At 31.3% G+C, this 21,284-nt stretch carries 18 protein-coding genes and 1 tRNA gene; 18 read left to right on the forward strand and 1 reads right to left on the reverse strand.

All coding sequences use genetic code 11. From position 1 onward, the window contains the following. Positions 1–99 precede the first annotated feature (99 nt). On the reverse strand, positions 100–1,788 hold the full coding sequence (locus BUE22_RS19500) for an Ig-like domain-containing domain (RefSeq protein WP_073397570.1): 1,689 nt from the start codon (positions 1,786–1,788) through the stop codon (positions 100–102). A gap of 169 nt (positions 1,789–1,957) precedes the next feature. Between BUE22_RS19500 and BUE22_RS19505 the strand changes: the two genes are divergently transcribed. The 18 genes from BUE22_RS19505 (at position 1,958) to BUE22_RS19585 (ending at position 21,198) form a co-directional block, all read left to right on the forward strand. Then, positions 1,958–2,962, forward strand: coding sequence for a hypothetical protein (locus BUE22_RS19505; RefSeq protein WP_243396850.1), 1,005 nt, complete (start codon positions 1,958–1,960; stop codon positions 2,960–2,962). Continuing rightward, positions 2,922–5,276 carry a hypothetical protein gene (locus BUE22_RS19510; protein ID WP_073397572.1) on the forward strand — a complete coding sequence of 785 codons (2,355 nt, stop codon included), beginning with the start codon at positions 2,922–2,924 and terminating at the stop codon, positions 5,274–5,276. The genes BUE22_RS19505 and BUE22_RS19510 overlap by 41 nt, the downstream gene beginning before the upstream one ends. A gap of 9 nt (positions 5,277–5,285) precedes the next feature. Continuing rightward, entirely contained in the window at positions 5,286–5,690 is a 405-nt protein-coding gene (gene mce, locus BUE22_RS19515) for a methylmalonyl-CoA epimerase (protein WP_073397574.1), read from the forward strand. 146 nt (positions 5,691–5,836) lie between these two features. Further along, a tRNA-Ile gene (locus tag BUE22_RS19520) sits at positions 5,837–5,910 on the forward strand. 867 nt (positions 5,911–6,777) lie between these two features. Beyond that, the gene (tssD, locus tag BUE22_RS19525; protein WP_042563897.1) at positions 6,778–7,173 is read left to right on the forward strand and encodes a type VI secretion system tube protein TssD; all 396 of its coding nucleotides are present in this window, start codon (positions 6,778–6,780) and stop codon (positions 7,171–7,173) included. Between the two features lie 216 nt (positions 7,174–7,389). Further along, positions 7,390–9,255, forward strand: a complete 1,866-nt coding sequence (locus tag BUE22_RS19530) for a type VI secretion system Vgr family protein (protein ID WP_084540294.1) — start codon at positions 7,390–7,392, stop codon at positions 9,253–9,255. 4 nt (positions 9,256–9,259) lie between these two features. Continuing rightward, positions 9,260–9,433: a hypothetical protein gene (locus BUE22_RS23770; RefSeq protein WP_159438489.1), complete on the forward strand. Its 174-nt coding sequence runs from the start codon at positions 9,260–9,262 to the stop codon at positions 9,431–9,433. Between the two features lie 136 nt (positions 9,434–9,569). Further along, entirely contained in the window at positions 9,570–10,547 is a 978-nt protein-coding gene (locus BUE22_RS19535) for a DUF2931 family protein (protein WP_243396851.1), read from the forward strand. A 7-nt stretch (positions 10,548–10,554) separates the two neighbouring features. Further along, on the forward strand, positions 10,555–11,937 hold the full coding sequence (locus tag BUE22_RS19540; protein WP_073397578.1) for a phospholipase effector Tle1 domain-containing protein: 1,383 nt from the start codon (positions 10,555–10,557) through the stop codon (positions 11,935–11,937). Between the two features lie 261 nt (positions 11,938–12,198). Further along, the gene (locus tag BUE22_RS19545) at positions 12,199–13,218 is read left to right on the forward strand and encodes a DUF2931 family protein (protein ID WP_243396852.1); all 1,020 of its coding nucleotides are present in this window, start codon (positions 12,199–12,201) and stop codon (positions 13,216–13,218) included. Between the two features lie 71 nt (positions 13,219–13,289). After that, positions 13,290–13,586 carry a hypothetical protein gene (locus BUE22_RS19550; RefSeq protein WP_073397582.1) on the forward strand — a complete coding sequence of 99 codons (297 nt, stop codon included), beginning with the start codon at positions 13,290–13,292 and terminating at the stop codon, positions 13,584–13,586. A gap of 800 nt (positions 13,587–14,386) precedes the next feature. Continuing rightward, complete coding sequence (locus BUE22_RS19555) at positions 14,387–14,689, forward strand: hypothetical protein (protein WP_073397583.1); 303 nt, start codon at positions 14,387–14,389, stop codon at positions 14,687–14,689. An 87-nt stretch (positions 14,690–14,776) separates the two neighbouring features. Further along, positions 14,777–15,817, forward strand: coding sequence for a hypothetical protein (locus BUE22_RS19560; RefSeq protein WP_073397585.1), 1,041 nt, complete (start codon positions 14,777–14,779; stop codon positions 15,815–15,817). Positions 15,818–15,847: 30 nt separating this feature from the next. Next, entirely contained in the window at positions 15,848–16,336 is a 489-nt protein-coding gene (locus BUE22_RS19565) for a DUF4280 domain-containing protein (protein ID WP_073397587.1), read from the forward strand. Between the two features lie 10 nt (positions 16,337–16,346). After that, positions 16,347–19,196, forward strand: a complete 2,850-nt coding sequence (locus tag BUE22_RS19570; RefSeq protein WP_073397588.1) for a hypothetical protein — start codon at positions 16,347–16,349, stop codon at positions 19,194–19,196. Continuing rightward, positions 19,193–20,146, forward strand: a complete 954-nt coding sequence (locus BUE22_RS19575) for a hypothetical protein (RefSeq protein ID WP_073397590.1) — start codon at positions 19,193–19,195, stop codon at positions 20,144–20,146. The genes BUE22_RS19570 and BUE22_RS19575 overlap by 4 nt, the downstream gene beginning before the upstream one ends. A gap of 2 nt (positions 20,147–20,148) precedes the next feature. Continuing rightward, positions 20,149–20,898: a hypothetical protein gene (locus tag BUE22_RS19580; protein ID WP_073397592.1), complete on the forward strand. Its 750-nt coding sequence runs from the start codon at positions 20,149–20,151 to the stop codon at positions 20,896–20,898. 108 nt (positions 20,899–21,006) lie between these two features. Beyond that, on the forward strand, positions 21,007–21,198 hold the full coding sequence (locus tag BUE22_RS19585; RefSeq protein ID WP_073397594.1) for a hypothetical protein: 192 nt from the start codon (positions 21,007–21,009) through the stop codon (positions 21,196–21,198). Positions 21,199–21,284: the final 86 nt, after the last annotated feature.

Consider the following 21,284-nt stretch of genomic DNA (forward strand, 5'->3'; position numbering starts at 1 on the left):
CATTGTGAATGTTTTTGGTGAAATTAAAATCAGTTTATTTTGTATTCGTGCTAATTCGTGAAATCCGTGTCAAATTTCTGCTAGGCTGAATAGTTTAATTTAGAACGCTTTTTTCTTTTTCTGTTCTTCTTTTTTCTTCTTGTCGGTTTCTTTTTTATCGACTTCAGGATTATACGGAATACTTAAATCGATAGTTTCATCAACGTCCCAATTGGTTCGAACATCGATTTCTTTTTGATAATAAAATACTTCCTCAGCATAGGTTTTATTTAAGAAATTACCTGAATCGTATATTTTGTTTTTATTATCATCATACGTTATTCGCAACGTAAATGATTCCGGCTGCAATAAGTCAAATTGAATTTTTGTATTGCCTTCAGAATAGTCGCTGGCCAATACAACATCTCCTTTTTTATTAGTTATTTCAGCAATAATTGGAAACCTTTTTACATTTTTCAAATTCAAAACCAAATTTCCATAGTCAGCATATTCCTTGGTTGTTAGTTTATACGATAAAGTGTCGTTTACGTTATCGTAAAAATCAGTCAGAGCACCCGGTAGAAAAGTAAACTTGTATTTTTCTAATGGTTCTTTCTTAAAATCAACATATAATTTTTGCTCGAGTTCATTGTATTCTGTCGTAAAATCTAAGTCAAGCGAATCTTTATTGATTAGTTTAATTTTCGACTTATCAAATTTTACTAATGGCGTTGCAGTTTCTAAAGTAAATCTGTCTCTAAAATTAATAACCCCGTTTTGTACTGCTGTTATATTTAAAGTGTCTTTCTTTTGATCCTTAATTTTAAAAGTAAATTTTTTATTGTAATTCTCTTTTGTTACTTCCAGCTGTAACGAATCTGCTTTTAGAGGTTTATACCAAACCTGCAAAGAATCTTTTTTAGGAAATTGTGTTACAATAGTTTCCAGTATTTCATCATTGTTTTTAAGAACAATTTTTGGCTGGGAAAGTTTGAAATTCTGTTTTCCTTCATACGGTAAAAACAACCTGTTTCCAGAAGCTTGTATTGGTTTTAAAGTTTTTAGAGGTAATGTTTCTTTAAATAATTCTAATTCAAACAGCGTGTCATTTGGTACAGTAATAAAATGTTTTATAAACCCAATTTTATCATCTTTAGGATTAAATTTATTGTTGCTGCCTTTATCTTTCATGGCTACCAAAAGATATTTTCCTGCTTTTAAATTTTCAAGTTTAAAGGTTCTCAAACTATCTAAAGTATTTGTAATATATCTTGGAAGATCTTTATAAACTACAGAATCTTTGTATTTGTCATTTACTTCATATAGCATTACCGAAACAAAATTATCGACATTTTTTTCGTAAGCATCTTTAACAATACCGCCAATAGAAAGCGAATCGATGTAAGGTCCTGTCGAAAAAATGTATTTAAATTGGTTCATCGCATTACCTTCATTATTGTCTGTAATACTTTGCCCGAAATTAAAACTGTATGTTGTATTAGGTTCTAAAGTGTCTTTGATTTTTATCGTTAAAACTTTGCTGACATTTGTTGGCGTAATAAGAGGCTCGTGTTTCATTGGTGGCGAAATAACAAGCTGTTTGTTAAGGTTTTTAAGCTTAACATATTCATCAAAATTTAAGACGATTTGATCTCCTTTAAAATTAGTATTGAAGTTTTTAGGTGAACTTGAGCTTAGCACAGGCGCCAAAGTGTCTTTTAATCCACCGGTAATGCTGCCTCTTTTGGCGCAGCTCATCATTAACAATACGAATAGAAATGGAATATATTTGAAGTTGTTTTTCAACATAACTGTTTTAAATTTGATTGCACAAAATAACGATTATATTTGCTTTAATCGAAATTTTTTATCTATTTATTAGGAATTCCACCTTTCAGTTTTTCTTGTTTTTTTGAAGTTCGATTCAGAAACCGGATTATAATTTCTTACTTTTGAATCTGCATTTAATTTAATTGGTTTGAAAAATAATATTTTAATTGGTTTTGTGTTTTTACTGCTTGTTTCCTGTAGCAAAACAAAAGAGCCAATTGTATCTTTTTATTATTGGAAAACTATCTTCAAATTGTCTGAAACCGAGAAAGAGGTTTTAAGAGAAAATAACGTCACGAAGCTTTATATTCGCTATTTTGATATTGGTTTACATCCCGAATCCAAAGAGCCAATTCCGATAAGTCCGATACATTTTCAGGAAAATATGGACGGCTTTGAAGTTGTTCCGGTTGTTTTTATCAAAAATAAAGTCATGCTGCAAACCAATCTTGATATTGAAGATTTAGCTCAAAAAACTTTTAGTTTGGTTGAAGAAATAAATGCAAAAAACAAAATTGCATCTCAGGAAATTCAAATAGATTGCGACTGGACGCTTGAAAGTAAAGGTAATTACTTGAAGTTTATTGAGCGATTTAAAAAACTTTCGCATAAAAAACTCTCCGCAACAATACGATTGCATCAGGTTAAATATTTCAAAAAGACCAAAATTCCAAATGTAGATTCCGGAGTTTTAATGTACTATAATATGGGTTCAATTGCGCCCGATGCGGAAAATTCTATTTACAGTTCTAAAATTGCCGAAAAGTATCTTAAAAGTTTAAAAAAGTATCCGTTGCATCTTGATTTTGCTTTACCAATATATTCCTGGGGAGTTCATATTCGCGATGAAAAAGTGATAGGTTTACGTTCCAAATTAAATGTAAGCGAACTTAAAAAAGATAAAAACTTCGAGCAGATTGATGCGATATTCTTTAAAGTGAAAAAATCAAATTATAAAAATGGCATTTTTTACGAAGAAAACGATAAACTCAAAATAGAAGCCATTTCTGCAGAAGATTTAAAAGAAATGGCACAAGAGTTGGATGGAAATTTAGCTCAGAGACCAAACGAAATTATTTTTTACGATTTAGATGAATTCAATATAAAAACCTATGAAAAGAATATTTTTAAACAAGTTGTTTCTTATTTCTAGTGCTTCTTTCCTTTTTGTTTACGGAATAATTTATGCCTGCGCTGGTGGAGACGACTGGGATTTTTTTAGTTACAACTCCAATTTTACGCCTGAAACTTTTACGGATAAATCATATACGCCACTTTTTTTATCGGGAGATATTTTTTACGGAATTGGTTTTGATACACAGCATAATTCGAGATTTAATGAAGATATAAAATCAGACTGGGAAAATTATTTAAAGGGAAAAGTAGATGCTTCAACAGTAAGCTATTTTTTGATTGGGGAAGAAACGCCAATGTATTCATCTGAGAAAAAAACGCCTCAGAATAAAACCGATATCACGCAGCTTCATGTTTTTTTGAAAACTAAAAAAGACAATCCGACTTCTTTAAAATGGGGAAAGAAAATCAATTTGAAAGATGATAAAGTGAAGAGCTTTATCGAATTTTTGTATTTGGCGCAAAAAATAGAAACCGTTTCTATTGGAGAAGATTATTGGAGTTATGATCCGGTTGTGGCTAAAACTTTCAATGATTTTAAAATGATTCAGTCTATTGAAAATGTTTACAATACAAGTAAAGATATGTTTTTGCAAAACAGGTATTGGTTTCTTGCCATGAAAGCCTATTTCTATAGCAGCAACAAACAAAAAGCGATTGATTTTTTTAATAAAACAGAAAAATCAGTTCCTAAAAATGTATTGTATTATCGTGGGCTTTCATACGTTGCGGGAATAAAACATAAACAGAAAAAATATTCAGAATCTAATTGTTTATATGCACAAGTGTTTGATAAATGTCCGGAATTGAGAATTGTTACGGCTTACAGTTTTCACCCACAAAATGATGCCGATTGGAATAAATCGTTGTTTTTGGCTAAAAATAATAGTGAAAAAGCAGCACTTTGGGCAATTCATGGATTTTATAAAGATGAAAAGAAAGCGATCGCTAAAATTTATGAACTTGATCCAAAAAGTGAGCATTTGAATTATTTGTTAACCCGATTGGTAAACGGGCAGGAGCAAAGCATTAATAATTCGTTTGAAGAAAGTGCCAAAGATAATCTTCCGGCAAAAAAGCAAACCGTTGCCGAAAATAAAGAGCTGAATAAAAGTAAAATTGATAAAACTGCCTTTGATGTAGTAGCTAAAATTGCTGCGGCAGGAAACAGCAATAAGCCTTATTTATGGGATATTTCGTTAGGATATTTGCAAACGTTAAAAGGTGATTATGCAACAGCAGAAACTAACTTTGACAAAGCGGAAAAAACAATGCCTAATACAGAGTTGGCAAAACTTCAGTTAAGATTACTTCGTTTTGTAAACAATATGAGCAAGATCGATAAACTTACAGATAAAAACGAAAAAACAATTTTAACAGATTTGAACTGGCTTTATCAGGAGCTGCCAAAAACATATAAAGGGCAGGAGTTTCGTTATCAAAATGCTGCGCAGTGGAGTAAAAATTATTTAGCATCACTTTACAGAGCAAAATCAAATCCGGTTATGGCAGAATTATTTGGTGATACTCCCGATAATTATTGGGGTCGCGGAAATTCTTTTTATGACAATGAAAAGAATTTACTGGATATGAAAGCGTTTTTGACTAAAACAGATAAAACAGAAATCGAAAAAATAGCCGCAGGAATTTATAGTTTGAAAGTAAAAGATATTAGCAATTTTCAGGCAGTTCAGGCAACTTTTAAAAATAAAATCCCAGAAGCAATTGGTTTTATTCAGCAAACGGATTCTGTTCAGTATTATCAATTTTTAGGAAATCCGTTTAACGGAAATATAAAAGATTGCCACGATTGTGATCATTCGGCTTATCAAAAAAAGAAATATTCTCAATTGGATTTTCTAACTACAATAAAAGAAATGCAGGATAAACTGGCTCAAAAAGAAGATGTTTATACAAATAGTTTATTGTTAGGAAATGCTTTTTATAATATCACACATTTTGGAAATGGAAGAACTTTCTATGAAATAAGCATTGTAGGTTACGGTTCAAGTCCGTATTCATTTAGAGATTCGATGAAAAAAATGATTACAAATTGTGATGTGCCGAAAATGTATTATCAAAAAGCATTAGAAGCGGCAACGACAAAAGAACAAAAAGCAAAATGTATTTACATGCTGGCAAAATGCGAGCGCAACGAATATTACAACACTAAATACAATAGCGTAAACAGCTGGTGGGAAATTCAGGATGACAAAGTTAATTTTATCGCCTGGAATGGGTTTAAAACCTTGAAAAAGGATTATTCTGATACTAAATATTATCAGGATGTGATTTCGGAATGCGGTTATTTTAATACTTATATTAATCAATAATAAAAGCAAATGGTAAATAAAATTGAACATATAGGAATTGCAGTCAAAAACATTGAGGAGTCAAATATTTTGTTCGAAAAATTATTAGGTGTTCCTTCTTATAAATCAGAAGAAGTACAAAGTGAAGGCGTTTTAACTTCTTTTTTTCAAACGGGAACCAATAAAATTGAACTTTTGATGGCGACAAATCCAGAAAGTCCGATTGCGAAGTTTTTGGAAAAAAAAGGAGAAGGAATTCATCATATTGCTTTTGATGTTGATGATATTTCTGCAGAAATAGAACGGTTAAAAAGCGAAGGTTTTGTGCTGATTAATGAGGTTCCTAAAAAAGGTGCCGATAATAAATGGGTTGTTTTTTTGCATCCGAAGAATACAAATGGCGTTTTGGTAGAGCTTTGTCAGGAAATTAAATAAAAAAACTTGGTTTTGGTTTTTAAATAAGATATTGAAAATCAATTGTGTTTTTAACATGAGTGGATATGATTTTAAATTAAATGCAAATCAAGCCTTAAAATATTTGGAGTGAACGAAAAATAGTAGTAATATTGCATCCTCAAACCGGTCCTATAGCTCAGCTGGTTAGAGCACCTGACTCATAATCAGGTGGTCCCTGGTTCGAGCCCAGGTGGGACCACAGAAATAGAAAGCCTTTACAGCAATGTAAAGGCTTTTTTTGTTTTCTTATGACAAGCATCAATTGTTTTATAATTAATTAGGTTTGTTTACTTTATATAATATAATTTATTATAATATGACCATTTATTCTAAATCTTGTCATTTCTTCTGATTTTGCGAGAATCTTGTTCCCGTATATATCTGCTTTAGATATTTTTCATAACTATTGAATAATTGAATAATTTCAACGAATCATTGGTTTAATCTGCAAAGACTTTTTGGCTAATTACAATTTAAAAAATATAAATGATGATCCTATCATGGTCATCTTTTGTAACTGATAGCTGTTGATTGTTAGTTGTTTATGGAGTTGTATTTTAAATGTCACTAAATAACTCATAACAAAATTAATCATGAAAAAAATATTTTGACTATCACAAGTATATTTTACGCATGAATAATAGAAGGTAAATGAAAGAGGAGACATGAAGCAATAATAATTTTTCAATAATAGAAATTTGTATTTTTTTTGAAATTCAGTATTTTTTTTAAATATAAAAAACAGACAAATTCTCTGCCACACCAAGTAAATACCGGATTCTTACATATTAGAATTATTCTATTAATCCTTTTTTTATTTTTTTGATGAAAAAATTTACAAATTGGCTTGCTTATGTTATTTGTAGTTGTATATTCGTACAAACAAATTGATTGCGAATCCTCTTCATCTTCCTACAAGAAGCAAATCAAAAAAGTACTTTAAGTACAAAAAAGAGGTATTCTAAAATCATATAGAATACCTCTTTTTTTGTTTATACTAGTCAGACAACAGAGAGAGGGTTCTAAAAACAATTTTTAACAATTTCACAAATTAATTATTTTTATTATGGCATTTAAAGCAATTTTAGAATTCGAAGGAAACGAGTACCAAGTATTATTCTCAAAAGTTGATATGTTAAGACATACTGATGGTAAAGGAGCAGTTTCATCTGAAATTAAAGGAGGTAGATTAAACCTAAAATTAAAATCTACAGACAATACTACTGTAATTGAGCAGGCAGTAAACAGTCAGCACAAACCTGTAAGCGGAAAAGTAAAATTTTTCAAGGCAGATTCTGAACAAGTAATGAAAGAGCTTTCTTTTGAAAATGCATTTATTGTATTCTTCAGCGAGCAGCTTGATGCTATGGCAGAAACTCCAATGACTACTGAGATTACTTTCTCTGCAGAAAAAATCACATTAGGAAATGCAACATTAGATAACAATTGGGCTAAAATTTAATTTTTCCCTATTGACAAACAAGAAGCGGTTATGTCGCTTCTTGTTTTTTTATGCAATTTATTGAACAAAACATTGATTAGTATCACTTCTATATTTTCAGAACATGATATTTTTAGCTTAGAATCGAATTCGGTATAAGAACTTTAGAAATAAGAATTTTAGACTATAATCTATTTAAGTTAAAAATTAAAAATCAAACTTATAACTAAACATATTATGGTCATTCCTAAAATAATATTTGGTATTGATAGAAAAGAAATCTCACATTTCACCACTATCGAACTACACCAAACCATAAATAACCACCATCATTTTAAAATTAGTGTTCCGCATTCTGTGATAGAACAACCAAGAGCATATACGATGCAGAGTGCACAAAAATGGTTGGGAGGCGTTGTGCACATTGTTTTTGAAAACAATAATAATTTTTTGGGAATAGTAACCAATATTCAATATGCCCAGGAATTAGGACATGTGGGAAGCCAAATTATTATTTCGGGTTATTCTAAAACCATACTTCTTGAATCAGGACCAAAACTCAATTCCTGGGAAGATACCAACTTGCAGGATATCATTGAGGGAGTGATAAAAACAGCTGCAGGTGAACAATTACAAAACGATATCAAACCTGAGTTTGGCAACAATTTGGAATACCAAACCCAATACCTCGAAACTGATTTTCAATTTATACAACGCTTAGCCAAACAATACAACGAATGGTTGTATTATGATGGAGAAAAACTTTTTTTTGGCAAGCCAAATACAGCTACAGAGTTTACAAAACTGATTTATAACAAAGATCTTTATAACCTAAACATTTCTGTTCAGGCGATTCCTAACCAGTTTGGAGCCTTTACTTATAACGAAGATGCAGACAAACTGTATCAGGCCAAAACCAGAGACCAGATAGAAGGATTTCCAAAATTGGGTACTGATGCCATAACTGCTTCTCAAAAACTATATGCTACATCATCATTAGAATATGGCAGGATTGCCGCTGGTGACGATATGTATTTGCAAACCATACTGCAAAACAGACAGCAAAGTGCCGCAGCAGAATCTAATTTTATAACCGCAACAAGTCGAAACAGAAGCTTACGAATAGGGATGAGCATTAGCATAGATGCCATGCAGGTAAAAGACAAATTGGCTGCATATACCAGCGGACAAGATATTAATAAAATCAACTACGAAACCAACGAAGTAGGGATTTATATCATTACAGAAATAACTCACAAAGCCAGCGACATAGGCGAGTACGAAAATAGTTTTAAAGCTTTGCCGGCCAAAATACGCAAGTTGCCTGAACCAAATATCGCTTTTCCTGTAGCACAAATGCAACAAGCTGAAGTAGTAGATAACGAAGACCCAAGAGGACAAGGCAGGATACGTGTAAAGATGCTATGGCAATCCACCAAACAACAATCTACACCATGGTTACGCGTAATGACTCCCGATGCAGGAAGTAGTGGTGAGGTTAATACCAACCGCGGTATGGTTTTTATTCCCGAAGTGGGCGATCAGGTTATGCTGGGGTTTCGCTATAACGATCCCAACAGACCATTTGTAATTGGTAGTTTATTTAACGGTAAAACAGGTACTGGCGGAGACTTAAAAAACAACATCAAAAGTATTTATACTCGTACAGGAAGTACAATTACTTTTGACGAAGGGAATTCGAGTATTCTGGTAAAAGACCCATCAGGCAATACCTGGTTTATGGATGGTAAAGGAAATATTAATGTTACTGCACCAAAGAATATTACAATGCAGGCAGGCGAGGATTTTACTATCAACGCAGGTAAAAATGTAAAAATTGGTGCGGGAGAAAATATGGATTGTGATGCAGGAAACAATATCTCTCAAACTGCCGGTAATGATTTAACCCAAAGAGCAACTGGAGATATTACTGAAAGCTCAGACAATAGAAGAGAACTTGTTGATAAGGATTTTCTACGTCAGGCAGATACCTCAAATGTAATAGCTTCCGGAGTTAGTATTTTTAGCAATAAAGAGAATTTAACCCTGCAAAGTGGTAAAACGGTTGAGGTTAATAGTGCAGAGAAATCTAAAATGTTTTAAAATTATGGGAATCAACAAAATTTCTAAAAACAGAAAAGTGACTGTAAATCAGGAGTATAATTTGGTGGTTGGTGGTGAATTAACAAAAATCGCCAATCAATTTAATATGGAAGCTACTCAGGAGAACCTGATTTTAATTTCAAATAAAAAGATAATATCAGATGGCAACAAACGTTAGTTTTTGTAGCATACATCATCATCAAAAGTTAAAAATTTCCTATTGTCTAATAAAATTCTAGAAAAATAAACAAATGAAAGAAATAAATAGAATAATTCAATTTTTATTCATTTTGACTCTAATTTCTTGTAAAAGTATGGAAAAAGAAAAAAAATATCACTGGCTGGCAACAGTATCTGCACCAAAGGAATACCCTGCTGAAGTTTACCTAGGCAATCTAATTGCTGATGATTTCTCTTATGGCTTTGATGCAATATGGGGAACACAGAATACAGGTTGGGGTAATCAGGGAGGTACAATGAGTGTGAGTACTGAGCAAATGGAAATTCCGCACACTTTAGAGTTCACTTGGCTTTCATTGGTAGAAAAAAAGTTTTATACAGGCAAATGGCAGTTGGACAAAGAAAAAATCACTGCTTTGTTTGAAGAAGGTTTTATGAATTATGACACTCATAAAAGAGCTACCTACGACACTTTTATCATAGGCTTAGCTCCCAAAGGGCGTGTGGTGCTTTGGGCAAGTGCTGCCGGCATCACGAAAGAAGTAGGTGTTTTTCAGGCGCATGATACTATTATTACCAAAGAAAAGGCTTACGAAAATGCACGGTATATGTTAGAAAAAGATTATGCAGAAGATATGGTAAATGACCCTATTTACAAAACATTTAAACCCGAAATTCTGGAAAAAATAGCAAAATATGGCAGGCCAGACCCTGCTGTGTATGATCTTTACAGAGAGCGATACAATTGGAAATCGATAATCTTGCTTCCTGAGGGAGGGGTTTTAGATGAAACAAATACAAGTTTCTTTAATGGAGAAATAGAAATATTAGGGGGTAATGAATTATTGAATGATACTTTTTCATTAAGAACAGTTCCTAATGGTTTAGCTTTTTTTTATAATAATAAAACAAATAATAGATATGGTTTTTGGGCAGATCCTTTTGATGAACAAGAGATACTAAATGCTTTTAAAAAACTAGGGAACAAAGAAAATATTGAATTATTTTTTAAAGTTGCCCCAAACAATGAAAGCTGTAGAGTTTTTGTAAAAAACAAAACAGAAGAAATAGAACTAAAAAAGGAAGTTATAACCCGCGAACAGTTAAAATAATTAAAGAATGGCAACAAACATTAGTTTTGGTAATTATACGCCTCCACCACTTCCAAATGGAACGATTGATGTAGTAATCGGTGTTTTTTTTGATGGTACATTGAATAATAAAACCAATACTCAAGAGCGTTTGGCAAAAACCGAAACTTATAAAAAACATGGAGGAGGCCTTGAGGATAGCACTAGCTATAATAACGATTGGAGTAATGTAGCACGGTTGTGGGATAATTACGATAAAGACATTGGTGTATATATAGAAGGCATTGGGACAGAAGATAGAAAAGGTGACGAGATAGACGGTAAGGCTTTTGGAGCAGAAGAGACAGGAATTGTTGCTAAAGTGACAAAGGGGTGCGTAGAAATTGCTAAAAAAGTAATGATTACTAAGAAAACGAAAAAGGCTGAATCCATAAAAACTCTTACTATAGATGTTTTTGGTTTTAGCCGAGGTGCGGCAGCTGCAAGACATTTTGTATATGAAGTTTCTAAAAGCGGACAAAAAGTACCATATATAGCCCCTTATGGCAATCTAGGCTCAGAATTGAGAAAAGCTGGGCTTACGATAGAAATAGTGAAAATTCGCTTTTTGGGGCTTTTCGATACTGTATCTTCTTACTCTGAGGATACTTGGACATCAAGTCCTAATTTTTCTAATGATATTGAACAATTGAATTTAGATAATATTACAAAAGCAAAAAAAATAGTTCATTTTGTTGCAGAAAACGAGCATCGGGTGAACTTTGATCTTACTAATGTAGCTGTCGACAAAAAAATTAACGGAGTAAAACAAAAGCCTATATATTATGGTATTGAGAAAAAATTTCCAGGAGTGCATTGTGATATTGGCGGCAGTTACGAGAATGGAACAGAAAAAAAAGATGAAATTTTAAATGGTGATAAAGAAATATTATTAAAGAGAAAAGAAGAGCTTATTGCCCAGGGCTGGTTTAAAGACAAACAATTATTTGTCATTCATAATTATACAGTTAGTGATAAGCTCTCTAGTGATCGATTTGTAAAAAAAACATATAGCTATATTCCGCTGCATTTTATGGCAGATTATGGGATAAAAGATGACTTGCCATTTAGTATAGAAAAAATTACAAAAAAGTATTCAATATCAGATGACAAGCTGCTAATAAGTGTTAAAGAGCGCTTAAAAGACTACATTCTTGAAGATGGAAAACCTTACGATTTTAAGTGGTTTACTAAGATACATGAAATATATAAAGGCGTAAAAGTATCAGATCAACGTTATCTTGAATATAAAAAAGAGTTGGAAGAACAGAAAAACCTCAGAACACTAAGAAATGAATACCTGCATTGGTCGGCAGATTACGATGGCACAGGAATGGATCCTAGATCAAATGGAGTAAGGGAAGTACATTAAAATATTAAATATGATAATAAATATTAGCTATCTCAATCAAAAGTTTTTTGTGTTACGAGCCTTTTAATTTATTAATGCTCGGCCTTATAAATATCTTCACTGTTCTGCTAGTATGAATGGTATTGGTATGGAACCAAATAAGAAGCATAATTTAATAGACATTGATTGGAATCGAAAAATAATATCCGGATAGCTATGAACAAATCATTTAAAATAATAATTGCCCTGTTAATTATAACTCTCATTTCTTGCCAAAATAATATGAAACAAAAAAAATATTTTTGGGATGCATCCGTATGCACACCCAAAAACTATCCAGCTGAAATTTTTTCTGGTCATTTAATAGTGGGTAATAATCCTGAAAGCGGCTACGTATATATGCCATTTAATAGAGTAATTAATAGTCGTTATTTAGGTGATAATGATGGTTCATCCTCAGGTGAAGCTACAGGAATATCTCCAAAAACATTAGACATTACCTGGATGTCTTTTACGGAGAACAAAAGTTACTCGGGTATTTTTAAACTCGATTCAGAAAAAATAGAATCTTTAATGATCAATGGGAGTGAAAGGCCATATTGGGATCAGGAAACTAAAAAAATAGGAATTGTAAAAGATTATGATTTTACGATTAATGCAGGATTATTTCCGGGTGGTATGGTCGTTTTATATGTTTTTAGTCCTTCAAACATGACTATTGTAGGTCGTTATCAGGCGCATGAGGATAAAAATGTAGATTGGGGTATCGCACATGAAATAATGAAAGATAAGGCAGGAATTGATAAAGTAGTGGGAGTTATGACTAAAGATTTACCCGAAGAAATAAAAGATCAAATTAAAAATGGAACGATACCATTTGGGTACTGGGAAAAACTTTTCAGGAAATATCATTTAATGCCTGTAGTGAAAACCGAAGATAAAGTAGAAACACTGGGGATTAATTATATCAATGGCGAATTTGAATCTATTTTTTTGAGTTTAAACAAAAATGTGATGCCTGTAAATTCGCGTGCCATTCCTAGAAAGTTAAATGTGGTTTGGCACGATATAAACGACAGGCGTATGGAAAGCGATGTGTTTTTTGATGAGAAAAAAGCAATGGCTCTTTTTGAGAAAACAAAACCTAACGAAGGCATACAATTTGTCATTGAAATTGATCGAAATACGAAGCCAAGGGAAACAACAGGGATAAAGATAAAACTAAAAATAGCGACTTCAGAAATTGATATGAAAGATGCGGTTGTTTCGCAAGAGACATTTACAAAGTCTATTCCATATTAGTTGTAATATTTTGACAAGAGAGAAAATAATGCAAAAAATAATAGCAGGGTAAGTATGAAAAAAATGTATGTATGAATCAAAAAGAATTTCTCAAAGAAAGAAATAGCGATTGGAGTATTCTGCTTATTATAGCTAATATAACATTGCTTATTATTTATATGAATGTAGGTAATTTAAAAGATGAGCTAACATCAGAGGGAAAATTTCTCTGGCTTAGTATGAGCGTGAATGTTTTATTGGGTTTTTATGCATTTAGTTATCATGGAAAAAAATACCAACTTGGGAAAGTGTTTTTTATTTTACTTTCAATATTTAATGTGTTGTGCTATAGTGTACTATGGATTTCTTCGAAATCATTTCGTCCTTAAAAACCTGAAAAATGAAATTTAATTTTATCAATAAAGCACTTATAATAATAGCCTTTGTGCTGTTAATAGGAATTTTATACAGTGTAATTAAATAGAATATATAAAACTAAAAATTTTATGACACGATATTTAAAAACATTAACACTATTTTTTGGAATAAGTCTAATTGCTTTGTTAGGAATAATTGTTCCTTCAATAATTATAAAACTTCTATTTAGCAACTGTAGTCTCCTAGTTGACTACGTAGCTCGATTTGGCCTGTTATTCAGTCCATTTATAATAGCAGTAGCGATAATAGACAGAATTTGTGTGAGGATATTTGGAGTAAGGAAAATTAACAGAATTGAGATCTATATCATTGGGACTATACTTTTATTGTTCTTATTTTATAGAATGTTTATTTTTTTTTCAGAATTGTAGCCTAATTTTTAATCTGCAAAACAATAAAATCCTATCAGGAAAATTGATTTCAAGAATATGTGGTAGCACAAAAATTAAGATAAAGATCCTACGCTAGAATTCTATTTTTTGAGGTATTGTAGTAGCTAATTTGCCTAGTTATAAAATTTTAAGCCAGTGTTTTAATAAGAAGATAAAAAAATATTAAGAAAATGATTTACCGGACATATTAACTTAGCTACTACAGCATATTTGGGCAATATACTTAATGAGGAAGTTGGTTTTGTATTCAGAATGTTTGGGCAAATCCGAAATGAGTCGTGATTTAATCCTAAACCTCTTGTCGCAAGAGAACTCCGTTAGTGATAATTTCATGATCGGTATAAATAAAGTCGTCAAAAATGAAACGAGATTTAAAGAAACACATTTTATTTAGAATTGTATTTGGACTTATTCCAATTGGGATTCTTGCTAATTTAATTTTTTTACCTAAAAAACAAAGTGGGAATAGTGGAATTGGGATAAATGTATCTCTCTTTTTCGCATTTACTTTATTGATACTATTTGGAGCTTTTCTATTGTTTGAAATGTTTAAATTATTTTATAATTCCAAAATAAAACACGCAGTTTCTAATATTGGAATAATATTACTTATTACAGCTTTATATATTATAGAACTATACTTAAATCATTTATTAAATTAATAAAAATTTAGAAATCATCTGCTGCGTGAACGTATCGCTCGTGAACATAAAAATTACGACAATAAGAAGCCATAAATACAATAAAGAATGAGCATAATTTATCTAACAAAATATCCAATAAAAGAAGGAGACACACTAGAGAGTGTTGCCGAAAAATTAAATATTGAGACTGAATATTTAAAAGAGGTACACAATGCTAAGGCTGGATTCTGGGATAAAATAAGAAGCAGGTTTCCTAAACACCTGACTGAGATTTATGTTTATTCGGATGTATTTACAGAACAATCGCCTGAAAAAAAGAGAAAAAAAGAAATAGGGATAAACCTGATTCCTATTCCTTTTTATACCCCAAAAACGTATGGCTATACGCTGGAAAATTATGAGGGAGATCGTTTAAAAAATAAGATTCATTATGAGATAGATACGGTTTATAAAGAAAATGACTATAATTTAAAAATTATAGAAATAAATCGCAAACAAGTTTATATAAACCATAAAATGCCTGACGTTGCAATAGAACAACTCTTAGATAAAATTGCCCAAAACATGTTTCCTATCGCGCTGGAAATTAATGATAGCGGAGTAATAATAGCAATTGCGAACCATAAAGAAATAAAAAAACGCTGGCTTGCTAGCAAAGAGGAACTAATGCAGTATTATAAAAAAGAACAGTCAGATACCATCATAAACAAAGCAGACTTGTACTTTAATAACGAAAAACAATTGCGGGGAATGCTGTCAAATAATTGGTTTTTTAATCTGTTTTTTAAACCTATATATCGTAATTCTCCTGAAATTCAATATACAACCAAACTACCCTTCTTGTCGAAGAGATTAGTAGAATATGAAATAAAACAAACCCTGGAAGATGTTTATACCAAGAGCGGTAAAGTAATTATCAATCATATAGGAAAAATAACAGATCACCGGACTATTGATGAAGTTTTGCAAAACAAAACGGTATTAGAAAAAGAACGCCCTAATATTCAATATATACAATCTGAGGGAAATGTACAGTATAAACTCAATAGTTCTGATAATAGCATGTTTTCTATAATAGGAACTTTCAATACCAAAATGAGCAACGATAAAATAAACAAAGTTCAGATAGAAATATATCAACAATAGATTTTTGTTTGAATTGAAAAATAAAAAATTATGGCAGAAAAACACGTAGTTGTTCATGGAGCTACTTGCGAATGCAAGTTTAGCGAAACTCCTAAAACCGATATTTTACAGGTCAAAACCCACTCCAAACATTATGGCAATGACAAAGATGGGTCTAAAAAACTTATTGCTACTACTAAAGAAATTGGGCAGACCCTGGAGGCAAACACCTTTGGCAAATGCAAAAAGCAGCCCATGGGTTCTAGTTACAAACCTTGCCAGGCCGTAATTACAGAGTGGAGTGGTTTTTATCAGGAAGTTACCCTCTCAAACCAGGGTAAAATTTTGCTTGAAGACAGTAAAGCCACCTGTCCAATAGGAGGACCGGATTGCATAATTATAAAAAATCACGGACAAGTTGCAGAACTAAGCAAGCAAAATATAAAAAATACCAGTCCTGAAGTTGCAACCGAGCTATTTCCCGGCTTCGATTTGGATGATTCAGAAAATGATATTTTAAAAATACCTAATAATTTATAATACAAATTAGATGGAAAAACAAGTACACATCATACCCAAAAAGGTAGAGGCAGGACAAAAATACGATCCTAAACTAAACAGTTTAGTATTAAAAAAAGCAGAATCTTTTAATATAACAATAAAAGAGATAGAGGATTTAAAAAAACAAAAGCCTGTACCTCCAAAACTCTTAACCGAATTATCTAAGGAGAATTATAATTTACTAAGCGAAACAGGAAAATGGAATTATACTGTTAATGTAAAGCAATATAATATTGATGTAAAAAAATACAGTGAAAAATTAAAGCTATATAATGAAAGTTTAAAAAAATTTGACGACTTAAACTGGACATGGCAATTAGTCAATAATGGATTAGATCCCAATAAAATAACACATTATGCTGCTTTTAAAAAAGGCATTCATGATCGTATCTCATTTCCTAAATTATTAGAAGGAGGAGGTATTGCTTGGCTCGAGGCCTGGCATGAAAATGAAAAACCAAAAGGAATATCTCCCTTCGGGATGTATGTGCAGGCAGAAGGTGCTGCCCAAATTGTTCGTGCAGAATGGACTGATTTAAGATACAACACAATTAATCAGGGTACAACAGTAGCTTTTGGGTCTAAGGTTATATTACATATTTATACTGCCGGACTGTATGGTCAGGAAGTTGAGGTGCATTTGGCAGATAGTGATATATTTACGCCTAATGATAAACTAAAAATTGCCGGAGAAGATTTTTTTACCCGTGAGGTAAAAGTTCATAAACTAAAACCTAACGATATTAATAAAAAAGGCGTCTCTGGTATTCTAACAGTAGATAACGCCCAGGTAGATTATGCACAAAAAATAGAAATAGAAGTAGTCCTTGATAATGCGTGGATAAAAACGGCAGGAGCCAATTTACAAATATATGCTGTCGTAAAATCTATAAAAACAGGAATTTTTTTTAAGGAGTTTAGCAGGAGTTGTATACACGTTAGTGACGAGAAAAAAAGTATAACACTAGATCAGGAGCCAATTCCGGCTACCAATATGCCTTTGATTGTAGGGGATGTTGAGACTAATGTGGCGCATTTTCAGCATTGCAGGTATGATAGCATTAAGCTCGATGGTACCTCTGTTTTTGATTCTAACAATATTTATCAACGAATAAAAACGACAATCGATGTAGAAGTTATTGCAGGAAAGAAAAAAACTCGCTTTCTGGATTTTGATTTTCAAACTGTAGAATGCGAAAATAAACCTGTAAAACACATTAACAAAGAACTTATAGTACTTAGCATTCCAAAAGATTATGAATTAAAAATTGATTCCAGTTCTAAAGCTGAGCATAAAGTTGATAAAGAAGAAAAAAAATTAATACAATCTGAATCGAGTAATAAAACTTCGACGATGGGTATGAAGACAACGCAAAAAGAAAGTGTTGTTTCCGAAAAAGGTATTGTAACAGTTAGACAAAAACAAATAGAGTTTGATACATTTTATAATTATGATATTCCGCAGGATGCTAATGCTGTAACTACTTTTTATAAGGCAATGAAGTATTTCTGGCTTCCTAATTTAGGCGCAGATAAAATAAATAATATCACAGCAATTGCAAAGAGTTGTGCTTTTCAACAAAATATAAATATTGCAATATATCCCGACATTAAATGGACATTAAAATTTGGGTTTAATGTAAAAAAAGAAGATATTGAAAAATTAAATAAAAAAGGAGGAACTTTTGCACCTTTAAAAACCTTTGAGGATAATGCCAAAGAGAAGGATGAAGCTAACTTTAGAGCTAATGAAAAAAATAGTGATAAAGTTAATGAGGCAAATATTCGACGCAAAGAAACATTAGATAATGCTGAAAAATATTTTACTGAAAAATACAACTTAAAACCCAAAGTAACAGAAGTATCACCTGTAGACAAAGGAACAAGTTTTAAGCAGCTTCTGGAGATACTAAAAAGAATTACGGTTTCTTTAGAGGAAGAGCATTATGGTGGAGATATAAAAAACGAACTAACTGAGGATTTTGTAAAGCAACTTTATCGACAATTAGCACCTGTGATTATTTTAGCAGGAAGAGGAGTCGGGTTAATTGACGGTGACTATGATAAAAAGGATTTTTCACCTCAAGAAGACAAAAATATTGATGGCTTAATGGATAAACTCAAAAGGAAAACGGTTGAATATGAAATATTATACCCTAAATTATCAGGTGTAGGTTCATGGTATTATGAACAAATAGATGCTAAACAATATCCTACATTAGCAGGAAGGCAAGGATTGGGAGTAGATGTAATATTAAAAGCGGCACCACTTTTAGGAGTCTCCATAAAATGGGATATATTTGAGCTTTTATGCAGAAGACACCCCATTGCATACGCAGTATTAAAAGCTGTTGATGCCTTATTGTACCTATTAGCAGATGATCCAAGCGCTATAACCTGCGAATTTTCGGTATCAGGACAAATAGATACCACTGTAGATTTTAAATACAATAGGCTGGCAGGGTTTAAAGAAATTAAAGCTAAGGGAAAAACCAGCATTAAAACAGCTCTGGAATTTAAAATAAACATTGCAAATACATACAAAACACTTGGATACGAAGCTATTTTGCAATTAGGATTTGGAGCCGGAGCAGAAGCGGGAATTGGCGTAACTGATTTTTACGGAATTGATAATAAAGGTTTTTTCGCCAAGAAAGAATTAGAATTTGAAGGAATTAAACTTTCGTTTTCGGCAACGGGAATAGCCCAGTTTAAAAAAGGGGATAGTGTAAATTTAAAGAATAAGAAACCTTTATTTGAAATAGGAGGATCTATAGAAGGAGAGGTAACTTTTTTGAATTACAAATTTGAAACAGATAAAATATATTTAATATCATGAAAAAAATAATTATTCTATTATTAATTAATTACAGTATTGCAGGTTGTGCACAAAAAGAAATAAAAAAAGAAGACATAATGAATCAGGAAAATATAAAAAAAGTAGCAAATATTTATAAAGAAGTAAAAAAGTATGATTATAATCCTAGTTATACACTGCATATTGAAAAGGTTTCCAATTTTACTTTCGAAGCCTTGGTAAATGATGAACAATTGATAAAAAACTATAATTCTAAGAATTTTACAGGTTCTATGCCAATTAATGAAGCATTGCTACATTCTGGAAAACAAAGATTAACAATCCGAATGACTCCTTTAAAAGATGATAATTTTATTATGGCAAAGGAAATTGACATGGAAAATATAGCATTGAAGCTTAGTATTAATTATGGAGAATACGGAAAAGAAAAAGTAAAAGATTTTAAAGAAGCTCTAAGATATGAATTACCCAAGCAAAAAGGAGAATTACCTTATTATGAAGTACATTTAGAATTTGATGTTCCAGTACTACCTTATGAGAATGATATACAAGGATGGAAAAACGGTGTAGATTTAACTAAAGAAGATAAAGATAAACTGTTGAAAGAAGTAGAGGACTTCTACAAAGAAATAATAGGGTATTATGATGCCAAGGATGTAAATGCTATTGCTGGAAAATATTACAAAAGACAATTAGAATTAGATAAAATGGGATACAGAAATAAGCCTGAAGATTCTCAAATGCTAATAGAAGAATGGATAAAAGATGTAAATGATGTTAAGCCCTTTGTATTTGAGGATTACGCCATGCGATTTTATGGAAATGGAAAAATGGTTGCTTTAGTAAGAACAGATAAATACTATTTTAATTTTTCAAATTTAATACGGGAAGATGCTGAAGGGAATGTTCAAACTTACATAATGTACTTGTACCGCCCCAAAGCTGGAGCTCCATTAGAAGTGATTAGATAACCATGAATTCAATTAAAAACAAATTCAGCTTTTTTTTCATTACGACAGTCATTTTTAACTTAAGTTATTCCATTCTTTATCTATTTAAATTTTATTCTAAAGATTTTTATATAAATGAAGGGGCTGATATTATAAATTTATTATTTTTTCAAGTATCATCTATTATTTTACTTATTTTTTTTTCAATATTGAATCCTTTAAAAATATTTATTAGTGCAAAAAGGGGAATAGATAATAGAAAAAAACAAAATAAAAAATATTTTGATATTATGAGCTATAACATTATATCATTAGACAATGCGTTAACACCATATTTAATTACCATTTTATTTATTTTTTTCTTCTCCTTAATTCTAATTGGATTTGTATTAATTATTAACTATTTGGGGCTTCCATTTTTAGAAGTACTAAAATTTCCATTTAGATTTGCGCGGAATGTAAATCAATCTGAATTGTATTATGGTGTTTATAGTTTTTTATTTTTAAACATAGGTTATATTCTTTACAATCCACAAAAATCTGTAGAATCATATTTATTAAAATTCAAAGTTTATGTCAACTCTGGAATTATAGCATTTTGTTTATGTGCATTTTTTATTTTATTTAACATAATTTTTTATTTTTCAGGAAACGATATAAATAATGACATATTTACAGATAAAGCAAAAATTGCATATGCAATGTTTTTTAATATAGCATTTGTAGCAAATAGTTATTTAGTCGAAAAAGGATATTTAAACATAGAAAAATGACCAAATAGAAAAATAACACAAAAAGAAAAGATAAACAAAGAAAAAGGAATAATAACTGTAAAACAAAATCAAATAGAGTTTGATGCGTTTTATAATTATAATATTTCTATGGATAGCCCTGCTAGATATATTGAAGTTGCAAAATATTTTTGGCTTGGTAATCTCGAAAAAAGAGGCAAACTTTCAAAAATAAAAGCACTTGCGAGCACTTGTGCTTTTCAGCAAAATGTAAATATTTCTATTTATCCAGACATAAAATGGAGTCTTATTTTTGGATTTAATGTTAAAGTGCAACACTAAAAAATGTTAAAAAATCTTTGAAGATTTTGCCTTCTTATATGGATGTTCACTAGTTAGCAATTGGAATCAATTCTACTCTGTAAAGT

Origin of the sequence: Flavobacterium pectinovorum, from assembly GCF_900142715.1 — a bacterium.
Classification (GTDB): domain Bacteria; phylum Bacteroidota; class Bacteroidia; order Flavobacteriales; family Flavobacteriaceae; genus Flavobacterium; species Flavobacterium pectinovorum.